The organism is Pseudomonas sp. RIT288 (assembly GCF_000631985.1).
GTDB lineage: Bacteria > Pseudomonadota > Gammaproteobacteria > Pseudomonadales > Pseudomonadaceae > Aquipseudomonas.
Genome location: NZ_JFYN01000014.1, coordinates 109,921 through 126,150, shown reverse-complemented (window position 1 = coordinate 126,150; position 16,230 = coordinate 109,921). Strand labels below are relative to the sequence as shown.

The following is a 16,230-nucleotide window of genomic DNA, read 5'->3' as shown; positions in this document are numbered from 1 at the left end:
TTTCGAAGATTTCTTCAACAACTTCAACCACTTGCGCTTCCGATCTCTCGTTAGCGGGAGGCGAATTCTACAGCGTTACACGCTGCTGTCAACACCTCTTTTTCTCCGCTTTCGACCGAGACGATCGAACCGTCAAAAGAGCCAAACATCACCGCTCTTTCAACTCCTTCCAGACTTCGACAAACTGAAGCAGGCCGCTGCCGAAAACCGTATAACTCATTGATTCTCAAGGAGTTTTCCGTTTCGACTGCGCCGGAAGTGGGGCGAATTATAGACCTCCTGAATCTGCCGTCAACCGTTAATTTCAGTTTTCTATCAATGCACCGAAAAAACCCACCTATATATAGACGCAATGTCAGCGAATGCGCAGTATATTGCCCAATACCTAAAACAATACCCTGCCCTCACCTTCGGAAGATGCCTCGCAATGACAAACCAACCTCGCTCTCTGGCCTCAACGCTGTTCCCGGTTGGCCTTTTGTTAATAGCCATGGCATCCATTCAGTCTGGTGCCTCTCTGGCCAAAAGCATGTTCCCGGTGGTTGGCGCTCAAGGGACGACCACCCTGCGCCTGGTCTTCGCCAGCGTGATCATGCTGTTACTGCTGCGTCCGTGGCGCGCCAGGCTGACCGCTCAGTCCCTGCGCACGGTGATCGTTTATGGAATGGCGCTGGGCGGGATGAACTTCCTCTTCTATATGTCATTGCGCACTGTGCCGCTTGGCATTGCAGTTGCGCTGGAGTTCACAGGCCCGCTGGCCGTCGCCATTTACGCCTCCCGCCGCGCTATCGACTTTCTCTGGATTGCCCTGGCGGCAGTTGGCCTGCTGCTGTTGATCCCGACCGGAGCGACATCCTCGGGAATTGATCTGATCGGTGCCGGTTATGCCTTGGGTGCCGGCGTATGCTGGGCGTTGTACATTCTGTTCGGTCAAAAGGCCGGTGCCGACAACGGCGTGACGACTGCGGCCCTGGGCGTGATGATTGCTGCACTGTTTGTCGCCCCGATCGGCATCGTGCATGCCGGCGCGGCTTTACTCACCCCGTCGCTGATCCCGGTCGCCATCGGCGTTGCCATCCTCTCGACCGCTTTACCCTACACGCTGGAGATGGTTGCCCTCACCCGCATACCAGCCCGCACCTTCGGCACTTTGATGAGCATCGAACCGGCCTTTGGCGCGTTGTCCGGGCTGCTATTCCTGCAGGAGTACCTCACGCTGTCACAATGGATGGCGATCCTGTGCATTATTCTGGCCTCCGTCGGAGCAACCATGACCATGGGCAGTAACGCCAAACCCGTTGTTGCAGCAGATTGAAACAGGATTTGACGAAGGTCTGGCAATTGGCGTTCATTTAGGCCATGTTTAAGCCCCTTAACTCAGTGCCAGGCATGGATTTTTTCGGACAGGGATATCAAACCGCTTAAAGCGCAAGCGAATACAGGCAGACCCGAGCGCCAGACTCGTGGCTACCATAAGGACGGTAATGAAACGAATTTTGATACTGATCGCTGTATTGGCAGTAGCGGGGTGCGCAGCCACCTCCAAGACCCAAGTGAAGCACGGTAAAAAAGGGCTGCACATCAACTGTTCCGGGCTGTCGTCCTCTTGGGACAAGTGCTACACCAGCGCCGCCAATGCTTGTACCCCCAAGGGCTACAAAGTCATCGCCAAATCAGGGGATGCCGTGGAAGAGCCTGGCGACTACCCGTTCGGGCTCAATCCGGCCGGCTATACCAGCCGCAGCATGATCGTCATCTGCAAATGAATCATTCTGGCTGCTCGCCTTGTCGAGCAGCCAGTTGACGCCCGATTTCCTCATGACTGGACTTCAATACCGTCCGTTGAATGTCCGGCGTCACCAGCATCCGCGCCACCACCAACGCTCCGACGCATTGCGACAGAATCGCCCACGCCAGGCTGTCGCTCTCCAGAATCTGTGCCCAACTGGCTTGCAGCCGACAAATCCACAGTTCCGCCTGCTCGCGAACCTGGTCGTCTGAACGGGCAATTTCCGCCCCCAGTGTCGGCAAGGCACAGCCCGATTCAGGCTGCTCTACATGAGCCATGCTCAGGTACTGCTTGAGACAGCGTTCCAGCCGCTCACGATCCTGCGCTCCCTGCCCTCCCAGTCGCTCCAGGCTCTGACACAGTTCGCGCTCGACGATAGCCGTGAACAGTTCGTTTTTCGACGAGAAGTGGCTATAAAACGCCGCGCCACTCAGGCCGATAGCCTTCATCAAACCATCGACACCGACTGTGGAAAAGCCCGAACGCTTGGCTGAAAGCGCGCTGCTGTGCAGCAGTTTTTCTCGGGTTTCCAGCTTGTGACCGGCGGAATACCGCATGTGTTTACCCTCTTGATCGACCGCCTTGACGTTGTCCGGATCCTAGCATAACGTTCGTTCACTTAACGATCGTTTACTAAAGGGATAACCCGATGAATAACAAGAAGGTCGTGTTAGTGGTGGGTGCCGGTGATGCCACGGGCGGAGCGATTGCCAAGCGTTTTGCCCGGGAAGGATTTGTCGCTTGCGTCACGCGGCGCAGTGCCGACAAATTGCAGCCGCTGGTCGAGGCGATTCAGGCCGAGGGTGGCGAAGCTCATGGCTTTGCCTGCGATGCGCGCAAGGAAGAAGACGTCATTGCGTTGATTGAAGAGATCGAAACTCGCCTTGGTCCGATCGAAGCGTTCGTTTTCAACATCGGCGCCAATGTGCCTTGCAGCATTCTTGAAGAAACTGCGCGCAAGTATTTCAAGATCTGGGAGATGGCCTGTTTCTCCGGTTTCCTCAATGCCCGCGAAGTGGCCAAGCGCATGGCCACCCGCCAGCGCGGCACCATTCTGTTCACTGGCGCCACCGCCGGGCTGCGCGGTGCTTCCGGATTTGCCGCGTTTGCCGGCGCCAAACACGGTATCCGTGCACTGGCACAAAGCATGGCGCGCGAGTTGGGTCCGATGAATATCCACGTCGCCCATATAGTGGTCGATGGCGCGATCGATACCGACTTCATCCGCACCAGTTTCCCCGAGAAGTACGCGACCAAGGATCAGGACGGTATTCTCAACCCCGAACACATTGCCGAAAACTATTGGTATCTGCACAGTCAGCCACGGGACGCCTGGACCTTCGAGCTGGATCTGCGCCCGTGGAACGAACGCTGGTAAGCCCCGCCTCCTCCATAACAATAAATAGAGAGCAGCGAACATGACGAAAACCGTGGAGTTCTATTTCGACCTCGGCAGCCCTGCCACCTACCTGGCCTATACACAGTTACCGAAAATCTGTGCCAATACCGGCAGCCAGCTGATCTACATCCCAATGCTGCTGGGCGGCGTGTTCAAGGCGACCGGCAACGCCTCACCGGCGATGATTCCGGCGAAGGGCCGCTACATGTTTGAGGATCTGGATCGCTACGCCAAACGCTATGGCGTCCCGTTGAAATTCAATCCGCACTTCCCGATCAACACGCTGGCATTGATGCGTGCCGTCACCGGTATACAACTGCACCAGCCAGAACGATTTCAGGCGTTTGTCGATTGTCTTTTCAAGGCGCTGTGGGTAGAGGGACGACCGCTCGATGAGCCGGCGACTGTCGCTGCGGTTTTGAGCGAACAGGGCTTCGATCCCAATGAAGTCCTGGCCCTTACCAACGACGAGACAGTCAAGGCAGCCCTAAAGGACAACACCGAAACAGCCATTAAACGCGGTGTATTTGGCGCGCCGAGCATGTTTATCGGCAACCAGATGTTCTTTGGACAGGACCGCCTCGACTTCGTCGAAGAAACCCTGCGCCAGGCTTAGAAAAACAACAGAACCCGAGCGCTGCCAACAGCGCCCGGGTTTCAGCCATTCAGATCGCCGCTGTGCGCGTGTTCAACCACTCCAGTGCGGCGCCATCGAGCAACGGACTCAGACGCTCACGCACTTCAGCGTGGTAGGCATTGAACCACTCCTTCTCTTCCTGCGTGAGCAAGGATGGCTCCAGGCAGCGCGTGTCGATCGGGCACAGGGTCAAGGTTTCAAACTTGAGGAACTCACCGAACTCGCTGCTTCCCGCCTCGCGGTTCATCGCCAGGTTCTCGATGCGCACGCCCCAACGACCCGGACGATAGGTGCCCGGTTCGATCGAAGTGATCATCCCCGGTTGCATCGCCGTTTGCGGTGCCGGTGCTGCCTGATAGGCGATCACCTGCGGGCCTTCATGCACGTTGAGGAAATAGCCGACGCCATGACCGGTGCCGTGACCGTAATCCACGCTTTCCGCCCAGATCGGTGCGCGGGCGATGGCGTCGAGCAACGGCGACAGAATGCCTTTCGGAAACTGCGCCCGCGACAGCGCGATTACGCCTTTGAGCACGCGTGTGCAATCACGCTTCTGCTCAGCCGTCGGGGTACCCACCGGCACCATTCGAGTGATGTCGGTCGTGCCGCCCAGGTACTGGCCACCCGAGTCGATCAGCAGCAAGCCGTCACCCTCGATCACCGCATGTTCTTCTTCGGTGGCGTGATAGTGCGGCATCGCGCCATTGGCGTTAAACGCGGCAATCGTGTTGAAGCTCAGTGACACGTAATCCGGACGGCGCTCACGGGCAGCAGTGAGCTTTTCGTCGATGGTCAGTTCGGTGATGCGTTCACGGCCCCAGGCCGATTCCAGCCAGGCGAAGAATTCGCACAACGCCGCGCCATCCTGCTCCATGGCCTTGCGGATGTGCTGCGCATCAGCTTCGCTCTTCTGCGATTTGGCGAGGGTGGTCGGGTTCAGCCCTTCGACCAGTTTCACCGTGCTGTCGAGATTATCCAGCAAACCGCTGGTCACCCGCGCCGGATCCACCAGCAGGCTGGCGCCGCCTGGCACGGCGCGCAAGGCGTCGGCCACTTCGCGGTAATCGCGCAGAGTCACGCCATCCTGCTCCAGCACCGCACGCAGCTCGGCATCGACTTTGCTCAAGGCCACAAACAGCGTGGCTTGCTGTTGATTGATCAACGCAAAAGAAACAAACACCGGGTTGAACGACACGTCGCCGCCGCGCAAGTTGAACAGCCAGGCGATGTCGTCGAGAGTGGCGATGAAATGCCAGTCGGCGCCACGTTCCTGCAGGGTCTCACGCAGTCTGGCGAGTTTTTCGCCACGACTGACCGTCGCTTGCGGTGGCAGATGCTGATAAATCGGCGCATTCGGCAGGCTCGGGCGATCCGCCCAGACTTCATTCAACAGGTCGATGTCGGTGCGCAGACGCGCGCCGCGGGCTTCAAGCTTGCTGCTCAGAGTACGTGCCGAAGCCACGGCCATCACCGCACCGTCGACCGCCACCACGCCACCTTCGGGTGTCTGCTCCGCCAGCCAGTCCAGCGGACTCGGCTGACCCGGTTGCAGCTTGACCAGCTCGATGCCGCTGCCCTTGAGTTCCTTGGTCGCCTGCTCCCAATAGCGACTGTCGGCCCAGACTCCGGCGAAATCAGCAGTAACGATCAAAGTGCCGACCGAACCATGAAAGCCCGACAGCCATTGCCGCCCCTGCCAGTAACCCGGCAGGTATTCCGACAGATGCGGGTCGGCCGATGGCACCAGCAACGCATGAATGCCTTCGCGGCGCATCAGTTCACGGGTGCGCGCCAGGCGCTGGGGAACCGTTCCTTCGGTCAAAGTCTGGGTACTCATCATGTCTCCTGCCAATCACTTCATCGTTATTGTTCGTAGCCGTGAAAACCGGCTGGTTAAAGCCCTGTTGCCCAGAATGCCGGGGCACTGGCGCAGGCGCCTTTGATCAGTTCTGCCGCCTGATCGACATCATCGGCGGTGGTGAAACGGCCGAGGCTCAGGCGAATGGTGCGAGCGGCCAGCCGGGCGTCGTGCCCCAGCGCCAGCAGCACGTGAGAAGGCGTGTTGCTCGCCGAGTTACAGGCCGAAGTCGCGGAAAAGGCGATCGACTGGCTCAAGGCTGTACTGTTGAAATCACCTTCGCTGAAGGTCAGGCTCAAGGTGTGCGCGATGCGCTGGCTGGCGCTGCCGTTGAGGCGTACGCCCGGCAGACTCAGCAACTGTTCGAGCAGGCGTTCACGCAGCGCCACGATGGACTTTTTCTCGGCATCGAATTCGACTGCCGCCAAGGCGAATGCCGCGCCCATGCCGGCGATCTGATGCGTCGCCAGAGTCCCGGAGCGCAGCCCGCCTTCGTGGCCGCCGCCATGAATCTGCGCCTGCAAACGCTGTTGCGCGCGGGGGCCGACATACAACGCACCGATCCCCTTGGGGCCGTAGAGCTTGTGCGCCGAAAACGACATCAAGTCCACCGGCCACTGCTGCAGATCGATCGCCACTTTGCCGGCGCCCTGCGCGGCATCGACATGGAACAACGCGCCACGGCCGCGCACGACTTCACCGATGGCCGGGATATCGTTGAGGGTGCCGATTTCATTGTTGACCAGCATCAGCGACACCAGAAAGGTATCGTCGCGCATTGCTTCGCTGACTGCCTGCGGGGTGATCAGGCCTTCGGCGTCCGGCACCAGATAGGTCACCGCGACGCCGGCATCCTGCAATTGCCGGGCGGTATCGAGAATGGCTTTGTGTTCGATCTGACTGGTAATGATATGGCCGCCGGCAACGCCGCGGGCCTGGGCCACGCCTTTGAGGGCAAGGTTGTTGGATTCGGTGGCGCCGGAGGTCCAGACGATCTGCGCGGCCTCGGCGCCCACCAGTTCGGCGACTTGCCGGCGGGCCTGCTCGACCGTGTGCCGGGCCTGCTGGCCGAAGGCATGGGAGCTGGACGCCGGGTTGCCGAAGTTACCGTGAAAACCCAGACAATCGATCATCACCTGGATGACCCGCTCGTCCACCGGGGTGGTGGCGGCGTAATCGAAATACAACGGACGTTTATTCATAAAAGACTCGCAGAGCGTGTTCCGGGATCAGGAGGCTCGTGTCTGCAAACGGCACAGCGCAGCCTTGTGAGCTGCGCCTGGGTTCGAGACCGTCATCAATACCTGATCGGATGCCGTTAAAGAAGAACAACTTCATTTAAAAGTGCGTAGGAACGCTCCTGAAGCCGAGCTTAACAGGCATCGGGCCGGCGGTTGAAGCAATGCGTCAGTGAAAGCTTTCGAGAAGTAACGGGTACAGCGAAATCACCAACAGCGCCGCCATGCCCCAGTTGAAAACGCGCAACCAGCGCGGATCCTTCAGCACGTTGCGCAGCAGCGTGCCGCACGCAGCCCAGACACCGACGCTGGGCAGGTTGATGATGGCGAACACCGCGGCGATTACCACCACGTTGAAGAAGTAACCCTGCATCGGCGTGTAGGTGCTGATTGCGCCGATGGCCATGATCCAGGCCTTGGGATTGACCCACTGAAACGCGGCGGCCCCCAGATAGCTGATCGGCTTGGCCTCGCCATCCACGCCATCCACGCCATCGCCCACCGGGCCGGAATGGGCGATTTTCCACGCCAGATACAACAGATATGCGGCGCCGAGATAGCGCAGCACGGTGTAGAGAATCGGGTAAGTCTGGAACACCGCGCCCAGGCCAAAGCCCACCGCGACCACCAATACGAAGAAACCGCAGGTGATGCCGAGCATGTGAGGAATGGTGCGGTTGAAACCGAAGTTCACGCCCGACGCCAGCAACATCGTGTTGTTCGGCCCCGGTGTAATGGAGGTAACAAGGGCAAACAGGGCAAAGCCCAACAGCAGGTCAAGCGAGAGGGTCATGGGAGCAATCCGTCAGGGGTCATTCAGGTGTTGACCCTATCGCACGGCGGCCCGCGAACCCACGGACAGTTACGCAAAAATTCGAGCAGTACAGTTTTCGTTTAACTTGAACGACCGTGCAGCTGTATTGCACGCCCGGCGCTCATTTCAGCTTTCTTGTCGAATTGCGTTTCGCCCAGCAGTGCAGCTTTCTTCGCGTGATATTCGTCGAAGGACAAGCCGCTGCGGTTCAGCGCTTCCATCGCCAGTTCGCGGGATTCTTCGGCGGTGTACGGCCGTTGTTCGGGGGAAACGTGGGTCGCACAACCGGCAAGTACGGAGACAGCGAGCAACAGCGAAACAGTCAGTAAACGATTCATGGGGAGCGTCCTGGCGAGCGGTGGTAGTCGATGGACAAAGGCTACGCCCGCGCCCGTCCGGGCAAAAATCAACGCTCTCAATAGTGGCTATCAGGATTTCAGCGTTAACGCCCCCATATCTCTTAACGATCTATAAATATCGATTAACGTTCTTTTACGGAATAAACAGCAGCCGCTATAAATCCCTGCACACGGCGAACAACTGTTGCTCCAGCAACTGTTGCCCAGGCAACAACAGATCAACAAACCCGCCTGATATCCGCACAACCGACTCACGGCACAATGCTCAAGCCCAGGTAAACCGGGCCTCTCAGGAATTGGTACAGCGCTTGCTCAAGCCTTGGCACTGACCCACTGCTCGCTGAGCAACTGTTGATAAAAAGGAACTGATCATGTCGCGTCCCCTGAAAGTCGTCGCCCTCTCCGGCGGCACCTGGCGTCCATCGCGCACCCTGGTACTGACCCAAGCGCTGTTGGCCGAACTGGCCGGGCACTTGCCGGTCGAGAGTCATCTGATCGAACTCGGTGACATCGCCCGGCCATTGGGTGGTGCCCTGTCGCGTCAGGAGCTGAGCGCCGAGGTCGAAGCCGAACTGCAAGCCATCGAACAGGCGGATCTGCTGATCGTCGCCGCGCCGGTGTATCGCGGTTCCTACCCTGGTCTGCTCAAGCACCTGTTCGACCTGATCGACCTCAACGCACTGATCGACACCCCGGTGCTGCTCGCCGCCACCGGTGGCAGCGAGCGCCATGCGCTGGTGCTCGATCATCAATTGCGGCCGCTGTTCAGTTTCTTCCAGGCCGTGACCCTGCCCATTGGCGTGTACGCCACCGAGGCCGATTTCGCCGACTACCAGATCACCAGCGAACCGCTGAAAGCCCGCATTCGCCTGGCCGCCGAACGCGCCGCGCCGCTGTTCGGCACGCAAATCAAACCGTTGCTGAAAATCGCTTAAGGAGCTGTGCATGGATGTTTTCTGGTTCCTGCCGACCCACGGCGACGGCCATTACCTGGGCACCACCCAGGGCGCGCGCCCGGTTACCCTGAATTATCTGAAACAAGTGGCGCAAGCCGCCGACAGCCTCGGCTACCACGGTGTGCTGATTCCTACCGGGCGCTCCTGCGAAGACTCGTGGGTGATCGCTTCGGCGCTGGTGCCGTTGACTGAACGCCTGCGTTATCTGGTCGCGATCCGTCCGGGGATCATTTCGCCAACCGTTTCGGCGCGCATGGCGGCGACGCTCGATCGACTGTCCAACGGCCGTTTGCTGATCAACGTGGTGACCGGCGGCGACCCTGACGAAAACCGTGGCGACGGCAGCTTCCTCAGCCATAGCGAACGCTACGAAGTCACCGACGAATTCCTCAAGATCTGGCGCCGGGTGTTGCAGGGCGAATCAGTGGATTTCGAAGGCAAACACCTGAAAGTACAGAATGCCAAAGCCCTTTATCCGCCAGTGCAGAAACCGTATCCGCCGCTGTATTTCGGTGGCTCGTCCGACGCCGCGCATGACCTCGCTGCCGAGCAAGTCGACGTGTACCTGACCTGGGGCGAACCGCCCGCCGCCGTCGCCGAAAAACTCGCCGATGTGCGTGAACGTGCCGCTCGGCATGGGCGCAAGGTGAAGTTCGGTATTCGCCTGCATGTGATCGTTCGCGAGACCGCCGAAGACGCGTGGAAGGCTGCGGACAAACTGATCGAGCACATCAGCGACGAGACCATCGAGGCGGCGCAGAAATCCTTCTCGCGCTTCGACTCCGAAGGCCAGCGGCGCATGGCGGCGCTGCACGACGGGCGTCGCGACAACCTGGAAATCGCCCCCAATCTTTGGGCCGGCGTCGGTCTGGTACGTGGCGGTGCCGGTACTGCGCTGGTGGGTGATCCGCAGCAAGTGGCGGCACGGATCAAGGAGTACGCCGACCTCGGTATCGAGAGCTTCATCTTTTCCGGTTATCCGCATCTGGAAGAGGCGTACCGCTTTGCCGAACTGGTGTTTCCGTTGCTGCCGGAACCCTACGCGAGCCTGGCCGGACGCGGCGTGACCAATCTGACCGGGCCGTTTGGCGAAATGATTGCCAACGATGTGTTGCCCAGTAAGTCCTGACCCGACACAAACTCTGTAGGAGCTGCCGCAGGCTGCGATCTGTTGATCTTGATCGTAAGAAACAAAATCAAAAGATCGCAGCCTCCGGCAGCTCCTACACGGAAGTTGTAGAACATAGGAGATTTGGTGTGACCGCCAAACCACAAAGCACCCTGCTCTCCCCGCTGCAGACCGCGCGCCAACTGGCCGCCGAATTCGCGCTCACCGCCGTCGAACGTGACGAGCGCGGCGGTACGCCGAAGGCCGAGCGCGATGCCCTGCGCGACAGCGGCCTGCTGGCCCTGAGCATTCCCACCCGCTACGGCGGCCTCGGCGCGACATGGAGCGAAACCCTGCAAGTCGTGCGCGAGTTCGCCAAGGTCGACAGTTCCATCGCCCACGTCTTCGGCTTTCATCACCTGATGCTCGCCACCGTGCGTCTGTTCTCGCGGCCCGAACAATGGCAGCCGTGGTTCGAACAGACCGCGCGGCAGAACTGGTTCTGGGGCAACGCCCTCAACCCGCTCGACACCCGCACCGTGGTCAAGGACTGCGGCGGCTGGCGCGAGTTTTCCGGGAAGAAAAGCTTCTGCTCCGGCGCCAGCGATTCGCAGATGCTGATCGCTTCCGCCGTCGACGAAAGTGCCGGCGGCAAATTGCTGATCGCGGCGATCCCCAGCGGTCGCAGCGGCATCACTCTGCACCACGACTGGAACAACATCGGCCAGCGCCAGACCGACAGCGGCAGTGCCACGTTCGAACGGGTGCGGGTCGAAGAGTCAGAGCTATTGCTCGACCCCGGCCCGTTGAGCACACCGTTCGCCTGCCTGCGTCCGCTGATCGCGCAACTGACCTTCACCCACATGTTTCTCGGCATCGCCGAAGGTGCGTTTGAGGAAGCCCGACAGTACACGCTGAGCGAAACCCGGCTCTGGCACAAATCCGCCGCCCGCAATGTGCGTGAAGACCCGTACGTGCTCGCGCATTACGGCGAGTTCTGGGTCGCGCTGGAAGGCATCCGCCTGCTGGTCGAACGGGCCGCCGCGCTGCTCGACGAGGCCTGGACCAAAGGCCCGAACCTGACTGCAGAAGAGCGCGGACATCTGGCCACGGCGATTGCCACCGCCAAGGTCGCCGCCAGTCGTCAGGGGCTGGACATTTGCAGCCGTTTGTTCGAAGTCACCGGCGCGCGTTCGACCCACGCCTCGCTGCGCCTCGACCGGCACTGGCGCAACCTGCGCACGCAGACCCTGCACGACCCGCTCGACTACAAACTCCACGAGCTGGGCGACTGGGCGCTGAACCAGGCGCTGCCGGTACCGACGTTCTATTCCTGATCTTGCCTTTAATGGAGCGAGCCCCATGCAACTGCTGACCCTTCCGCCCTCACCCGCTCTGGCCACGTCGATCCGCGCCACCGCGCAGGTCTTCGAAGACCCCAAGTCCCAGGCCCTGCTCGCCCATCTGCAACAAGTCGCGCCGAGCGAAGCCAGCGTGCTGATCATCGGTGAGACCGGTACCGGCAAGGAACTGGTGGCGCGACACATCCACAATCTGAGCCACCGCCGGCATCGGCCGTTTGTCGCGGTCAACTGCGGCGCGTTCTCCGAATCGCTGGTGGAAGCCGAGCTGTTCGGCCATGAAAAAGGCGCCTTCACCGGCGCGCTCAGCGCCAAGGCCGGCTGGTTCGAAGAGGCGGACGGCGGCACCTTGTTCCTCGACGAAATCGGCGATTTGCCGATGGCGATTCAGGTCAAGTTGCTGCGCGTGTTGCAAGAGCGCGAAGTGGTGCGCCTCGGCTCGCGCAAAAGCATTCCGATCGATGTGCGCGTGCTGGCCGCGACCAACGTGCAACTGGAGAAAGCGATCAATGCCGGCAACTTTCGCGAAGACCTGTTCTACCGTTTGAACGTGGTCAATCTGGAACTCAGCCCCCTGCGCGAGCGGCCCGGCGATATTCTGCCGCTGACCCGGCACTTCATCGAGGCCTACAGCCAGCGCCTGGGTTACGGACGGGTCAGCATCAGCCCCGGTGCCGAACAGAAACTGCGCAGCTACAGTTGGCCGGGCAACATCCGCGAACTGGAAAACGTCATCCATCACACCCTGTTGATCTGCCGTAACGGCGTGATCGAGCGCGATGATCTGCGCCTGTCGAACCTGCGCATCGAGCGCCCGGACGATCAGCAGTCGAGCGCCGACGATTCACCGGAAGCGCTGCTGGAGCGAGCCTTTCAAAAGCTCTTCGAACAACAGGCCGGCGCCCTCCACGAAAAGGTCGAAGACGCCCTGCTGCGCGCCGCCTATCGCTTCTGTCATTACAACCAGGTGCACACCGCCGCGCTGCTCGGTCTGAGCCGCAACGTCACCCGCACGCGGCTGATCAAGATCGGCGAACTGGCGGTGAACAAGCGGCGACTCACGGAGAATCTGCAAGGCGAACGCCTGATTCAGTTGTCGATCTAGCCGACCAGGTTGCAGTGCAGCGCATCGTCATGACTGCGGGCGATGCTGCTCAACACTTGAAATGAATTGAAGGTCACGGTTCTCGCCTGATGGGCGCGGATCAACTGCCAGAAATCCTGCTCGCCGCTTTCAAAGCGACAGAACGCCGCCTCCCCGGCCTCGCGGCTCTGCCACTGCAGCAAGCTCAGTACCCGCCGACCGTCGTCGCTGACCTGGACGCTGGCGCTGACAAAGCCTGCGTAGCGCTGCGCCAGATGTTCGCTCTGCTGCGACAGCGCCGAAACCAATGCCGGCTGCTGACGCGGCTCGATCTCGAATTCGATCAATTGGGTAAAACTGCGATTTTTCGCTGAGGTTTGCATGAGAAGTCCCCATTCATCGTAAGCCGAGTCTTGCGACTCGAAGGCCTGCAGGGTAAAACCTCTAGTTAAGTCAAGGTCAAGAGCCCTTTTGCAAAATGATCACCCAGGAAAACCTGCACAAACAGCTCACCGTCGGCGAAGTCGCCGCGCGCAGCGGTGTGGCGGTGACTGCCCTGCACTTTTATGAATCGAAAGGCCTGATCACCAGCCAGCGCAATGCCGGCAATCAGCGCCGTTACCCACGGGCAGTCTTGCGCCGGGTGGCGTTGATCAAGGTTGCACAACGCCTGGGCATTCCGCTGGCGGAAATCGGCGAGGCACTGAAAATCCTCCCGGACGACCGCGCTCCGAGCGCGGCAGACTGGAAAGTCCTGTCCGAACAATGGCGCCGCGAACTGGACGAGCGAATCAATCAATTGACCTTGTTGCGCGACCGGCTCACCGGTTGCATCGGTTGCGGGTGTCTGTCGATGGAGGCCTGCCCGTTGCGCAATCAGGGCGATGTGCTCGGTGATCAGGGGCCGGGGGCGCATTTCCTCGGCTGACTGCTCGTCGGGGAAAAATGCTGGCCGCGCGGACGGTTCTATAGTGAATCTTCCACAAATCCGGTGGAACCATACCTCGCAAAACAAAAACAGGGAGAACGTCATGAGCGTCAAACCCATTCCCGAGGGGTATCACAGCATTACCCCGTACCTCGGCATCCTCAAGGCTGCCGAAGCCATCGAGTTCTACAAGAAAGCCTTCGGCGCGACTCAGGTCATGCGCCTGGACATGCCCGACGGGCGCGTAGGCCACGCCGAACTGCGCATTGGCGACAGCGCGATCATGCTCGGCACACCGTGCGATCAAGGGCCGTTGAGTGGTCCGGACCATGCCGTGTCGGTCGGTCTGCATCTGTATGTCACCGATGTCGACAAGTCTTTTCAGCGGGCGCTGGATGCCGGGGCGAGTGCGGTGTCGGAGGTCAAGGATCAGTTTTATGGTGATCGCAGCGGGACGCTGAAGGATCCCTATGGTCACCTGTGGTTTCTGGCGACGCGCAAGGAGGATCTGACCGAGGAGCAGATCAGGCAACGGGCGATGGAGATGTTTCAGCAGGGTTGAGATTTTCAGGGTTTGGGCTGGCCCTGTCGCGAGCAGGCTCACTCCTGCAATTGGAACGCATTTCAACTGTAGGAGTGAGCCTGCTCGCGATGAGGCCAGTGCGGATACATCACACTTCATGAACCAGCACACCACACTTCAACCCTTGCCCCGAAGGCCGAACACTTTCAGGATGCATCCCACCCGCACCTGAACAAGGATCAGCCCGATGTTTGCCGGATTCGTCAAAGACCAGCGCCACGTCAACGGCGTCGACATCGCCTATCGCCTCGGCGGCAGCGGCCCGGGGTTGTTGCTGCTGCATGGACACCCGCAGACCCACGTGATCTGGCACAAGATTGCCGAACAACTGGCCGAGCATTTCACCGTGGTCGCCGCCGACCTGCGCGGCTACGGCGACAGCGTCCGACCGGCTGCCGATGAACAACATCGTAATTACTCAAAACGCGAAATGGCCAGGGACAACCTCGAGTTGATGCAAGCGCTGGGCTTCGAACAGTTTTCGGTGCTGGCCCACGACCGTGGCGCCCGGGTCGGCCATCGCCTGGCCCTCGACCACCGCGCGGCGGTGCAACGGATGATGCTGCTGGACATCGCCCCGACCCTGGCGATGTACACACAGACCAACGAAGCCTTTGCCCGCGCCTATTGGCACTGGTTCTTCCTGATCCGCCCGGCGCCGTTGCCGGAAACCCTGATCGAGGCCGATCCCGGAGCCTATCTGCGCAGTGTGATGGGCAGCCGCAGCGCCGGGCTTACGCCGTTCACCGAGCCAGCGTTCGGCGAATACCTGCGTTGCCTGCAGCGTCCCGGCAGCGCCCGCGGCATTTGCGAGGACTACCGCGCCAGCGCCAGCCTCGACCTGGAACATGACCGGGCCGACATCGCTGCCGGCCATCATCTTGATCTACCGTTGCGGGTGTTGTGGGGCGCGCAAGGCACGGTCGGACGTTGCTTCGACCCGCTCAAGGAGTGGCGGCAAGTGGCGACCAACGTCAGTGGCAAGGCGCTGCCGGCCGGGCATTATCTGGCCGAAGAAGTGCCCGAACTGTTGCTCGCCGAAGCGCTGGATTTTTTGCGCTGAATCGAGCGCTGTACGACCGATGCTATGCTGGCGACTTGTGCCGCCAGTGCTCGTTCCCACATGTCCCAGAACCAAAACCCCGTGCCCCTGCCCGAAGACCTGCGTGTGCTGCTGACCGTGATCCGCAAGAATGGTTTTGCGGCCGCCGCTGATGAACTGGGCCTGTCCCCGGCCTACGTCAGCAAACGCATCCAGATTCTCGAGTCGACCCTCGGCACCCGCCTGCTGCACCGCACCAGTCGCCGCGTGTCGTTGACCGAGGACGGTGAACGGGTGCAGCGCTGGGCCTTGCGCATTCTCGATGATTTCCAGCAACTGCACGACGATCTGGCCGACGCCCACGACAGCCCACGCGGGCGCCTGCACATCTGCAGCAGCTTCGGTTTCGGCCGCAACCATGTGGCGCCTGCGGTTTCGCGGCTGGCCGAACAGCACCCGCAATTGCAGATTCGCCTGGACCTGTTCGACCGCGCGGTGGACATCGTCAACGAGGGGTTCGATCTGGAAATCCGCGTCGGCGACGACCTGCCCGGTCAGCACATCGGCCGGCAACTGGTGAGCAACCGCCGGGTGCTGTGCGCTGCGCCCGGATACCTTGAACGCCGAGGTACACCGCAGACTCTGGACGACCTGCAACAACATGACTGCCTGGTGATCAAGGAGCGCGACAACGCCTTCGGTGTCTGGCATCTGGATCGTGACGGCACGCAGGAAAGCGTGCGGGTCAGTGGGCCGTTATCGTCCAACAACGGCGAGATCGTCCTGCAATGGGCGCTCGACGGACGCGGCGTGTTGCTACGTTCATTGTGGGACGTGAAACCGTTGCTGGAACAGGGCCGACTGCTGCCGGTGCTGGCCGATTACAGCCAGAGCGCCAATGTCTGGGCGGTGTACCCGACGCGGCTGGCCAACTCCGGGAAGCTGCGGGCGTGTGTGGAGTTTTTGCAGGGGCATTTCAAAGCACTGTCACTGTAAACACAGCCTCCTGTGGGAGCGAGCCTGCTCGCGAAAGCGTCGGGTCAGACAATTGAGTGCTGGCTGAGACGACGCCTT

At 60.5% G+C, this 16,230-nt stretch carries 19 protein-coding genes; 13 read left to right on the top strand and 6 right to left on the bottom strand.

The window, feature by feature from the left end; genetic code table 11:
- The 3 genes from BW33_RS30230 to BW33_RS15670 form a co-directional block, all read left to right on the top strand.
- A partial coding sequence (locus BW33_RS30230; RefSeq protein ID WP_236645222.1) for a hypothetical protein occupies nucleotides 1-223 on the top strand: 223 nt, incomplete at its 5' end.
- Nucleotides 224-427: 204 nt separating this feature from the next.
- A complete protein-coding gene (gene rhtA / locus BW33_RS15675; protein ID WP_047599920.1) occupies nucleotides 428-1,315 on the top strand; it encodes a threonine/homoserine exporter RhtA in 888 nt (295 codons plus the stop codon).
- Nucleotides 1,316-1,484: 169 nt separating this feature from the next.
- Complete coding sequence (locus BW33_RS15670) at nucleotides 1,485-1,766, top strand: hypothetical protein (RefSeq protein WP_047599919.1); 282 nt, start codon at nucleotides 1,485-1,487, stop codon at nucleotides 1,764-1,766.
- A 1-nt stretch (nucleotide 1,767) separates the two neighbouring features.
- Here BW33_RS15670 and BW33_RS15665 read toward each other — a convergent pair whose 3' ends face one another.
- Nucleotides 1,768-2,346, bottom strand: a complete 579-nt coding sequence (locus tag BW33_RS15665) for a TetR/AcrR family transcriptional regulator (protein WP_047599918.1) — start codon at nucleotides 2,344-2,346, stop codon at nucleotides 1,768-1,770.
- 92 nt (nucleotides 2,347-2,438) lie between these two features.
- Here BW33_RS15665 and BW33_RS15660 point away from each other — a divergent pair, with 92 nt between their 5' ends.
- Together BW33_RS15660 and BW33_RS15655 are read left to right on the top strand one after the other, a co-directional pair.
- The gene (locus BW33_RS15660; protein ID WP_047599917.1) at nucleotides 2,439-3,167 is read left to right on the top strand and encodes an SDR family oxidoreductase; all 729 of its coding nucleotides are present in this window, start codon (nucleotides 2,439-2,441) and stop codon (nucleotides 3,165-3,167) included.
- Nucleotides 3,168-3,207: 40 nt separating this feature from the next.
- Nucleotides 3,208-3,804, top strand: a complete 597-nt coding sequence (locus tag BW33_RS15655; protein WP_047599916.1) for a 2-hydroxychromene-2-carboxylate isomerase — start codon at nucleotides 3,208-3,210, stop codon at nucleotides 3,802-3,804.
- 49 nt (nucleotides 3,805-3,853) lie between these two features.
- On the opposite strand, the gene BW33_RS15650 is transcribed toward BW33_RS15655, so the two are convergent.
- From BW33_RS15650 to BW33_RS15635, 4 genes are all read right to left on the bottom strand, one after another.
- Nucleotides 3,854-5,662 carry an aminopeptidase P family protein gene (locus BW33_RS15650; RefSeq protein ID WP_047599915.1) on the bottom strand — a complete coding sequence of 603 codons (1,809 nt, stop codon included), beginning with the start codon at nucleotides 5,660-5,662 and terminating at the stop codon, nucleotides 3,854-3,856.
- Between the two features lie 56 nt (nucleotides 5,663-5,718).
- Nucleotides 5,719-6,885: an aminotransferase class V-fold PLP-dependent enzyme gene (locus tag BW33_RS15645; RefSeq protein ID WP_047599914.1), complete on the bottom strand. Its 1,167-nt coding sequence runs from the start codon at nucleotides 6,883-6,885 to the stop codon at nucleotides 5,719-5,721.
- Nucleotides 6,886-7,090: 205 nt separating this feature from the next.
- Nucleotides 7,091-7,714, bottom strand: coding sequence for a LysE family translocator (locus BW33_RS15640; protein WP_047599913.1), 624 nt, complete (start codon nucleotides 7,712-7,714; stop codon nucleotides 7,091-7,093).
- 101 nt (nucleotides 7,715-7,815) lie between these two features.
- Nucleotides 7,816-8,073, bottom strand: a complete 258-nt coding sequence (locus tag BW33_RS15635; RefSeq protein WP_047599912.1) for a hypothetical protein — start codon at nucleotides 8,071-8,073, stop codon at nucleotides 7,816-7,818.
- 392 nt (nucleotides 8,074-8,465) lie between these two features.
- Between BW33_RS15635 and msuE the strand changes: the two genes are divergently transcribed.
- The 4 genes from msuE to BW33_RS15615 all read left to right on the top strand — a co-directional run bounded on the left by msuE (nucleotide 8,466) and on the right by BW33_RS15615 (nucleotide 12,624).
- Nucleotides 8,466-9,029: an FMN reductase gene (gene msuE / locus BW33_RS15630; protein WP_047599911.1), complete on the top strand. Its 564-nt coding sequence runs from the start codon at nucleotides 8,466-8,468 to the stop codon at nucleotides 9,027-9,029.
- A 10-nt stretch (nucleotides 9,030-9,039) separates the two neighbouring features.
- On the top strand, nucleotides 9,040-10,179 hold the full coding sequence (gene ssuD / locus BW33_RS15625) for an FMNH2-dependent alkanesulfonate monooxygenase (RefSeq protein ID WP_047599910.1): 1,140 nt from the start codon (nucleotides 9,040-9,042) through the stop codon (nucleotides 10,177-10,179).
- A 128-nt stretch (nucleotides 10,180-10,307) separates the two neighbouring features.
- Nucleotides 10,308-11,495: an acyl-CoA dehydrogenase family protein gene (locus tag BW33_RS15620; protein WP_047599909.1), complete on the top strand. Its 1,188-nt coding sequence runs from the start codon at nucleotides 10,308-10,310 to the stop codon at nucleotides 11,493-11,495.
- Nucleotides 11,496-11,520: 25 nt separating this feature from the next.
- Nucleotides 11,521-12,624 carry a sigma-54 interaction domain-containing protein gene (locus tag BW33_RS15615; RefSeq protein ID WP_047599908.1) on the top strand — a complete coding sequence of 368 codons (1,104 nt, stop codon included), beginning with the start codon at nucleotides 11,521-11,523 and terminating at the stop codon, nucleotides 12,622-12,624.
- Here BW33_RS15615 and BW33_RS15610 read toward each other — a convergent pair.
- The gene (locus BW33_RS15610; RefSeq protein WP_047599907.1) at nucleotides 12,621-12,986 is read right to left on the bottom strand and encodes an antibiotic biosynthesis monooxygenase; all 366 of its coding nucleotides are present in this window, start codon (nucleotides 12,984-12,986) and stop codon (nucleotides 12,621-12,623) included. The genes BW33_RS15615 and BW33_RS15610 overlap by 4 nt on opposite strands.
- A gap of 95 nt (nucleotides 12,987-13,081) precedes the next feature.
- Between BW33_RS15610 and soxR the strand changes: the two genes are divergently transcribed.
- The 4 genes from soxR (at nucleotide 13,082) to BW33_RS15590 (ending at nucleotide 16,152) form a co-directional block, all read left to right on the top strand.
- Nucleotides 13,082-13,531: a redox-sensitive transcriptional activator SoxR gene (soxR, locus tag BW33_RS15605; protein WP_047599906.1), complete on the top strand. Its 450-nt coding sequence runs from the start codon at nucleotides 13,082-13,084 to the stop codon at nucleotides 13,529-13,531.
- 103 nt (nucleotides 13,532-13,634) lie between these two features.
- Nucleotides 13,635-14,093, top strand: coding sequence for a VOC family protein (locus tag BW33_RS15600; RefSeq protein WP_047599905.1), 459 nt, complete (start codon nucleotides 13,635-13,637; stop codon nucleotides 14,091-14,093).
- A gap of 208 nt (nucleotides 14,094-14,301) precedes the next feature.
- Entirely contained in the window at nucleotides 14,302-15,177 is an 876-nt protein-coding gene (locus tag BW33_RS15595) for an alpha/beta fold hydrolase (RefSeq protein ID WP_047599904.1), read from the top strand.
- Between the two features lie 24 nt (nucleotides 15,178-15,201).
- On the top strand, nucleotides 15,202-16,152 hold the full coding sequence (locus BW33_RS15590) for a LysR substrate-binding domain-containing protein (protein ID WP_047599903.1): 951 nt from the start codon (nucleotides 15,202-15,204) through the stop codon (nucleotides 16,150-16,152).
- Nucleotides 16,153-16,230: the final 78 nt, after the last annotated feature.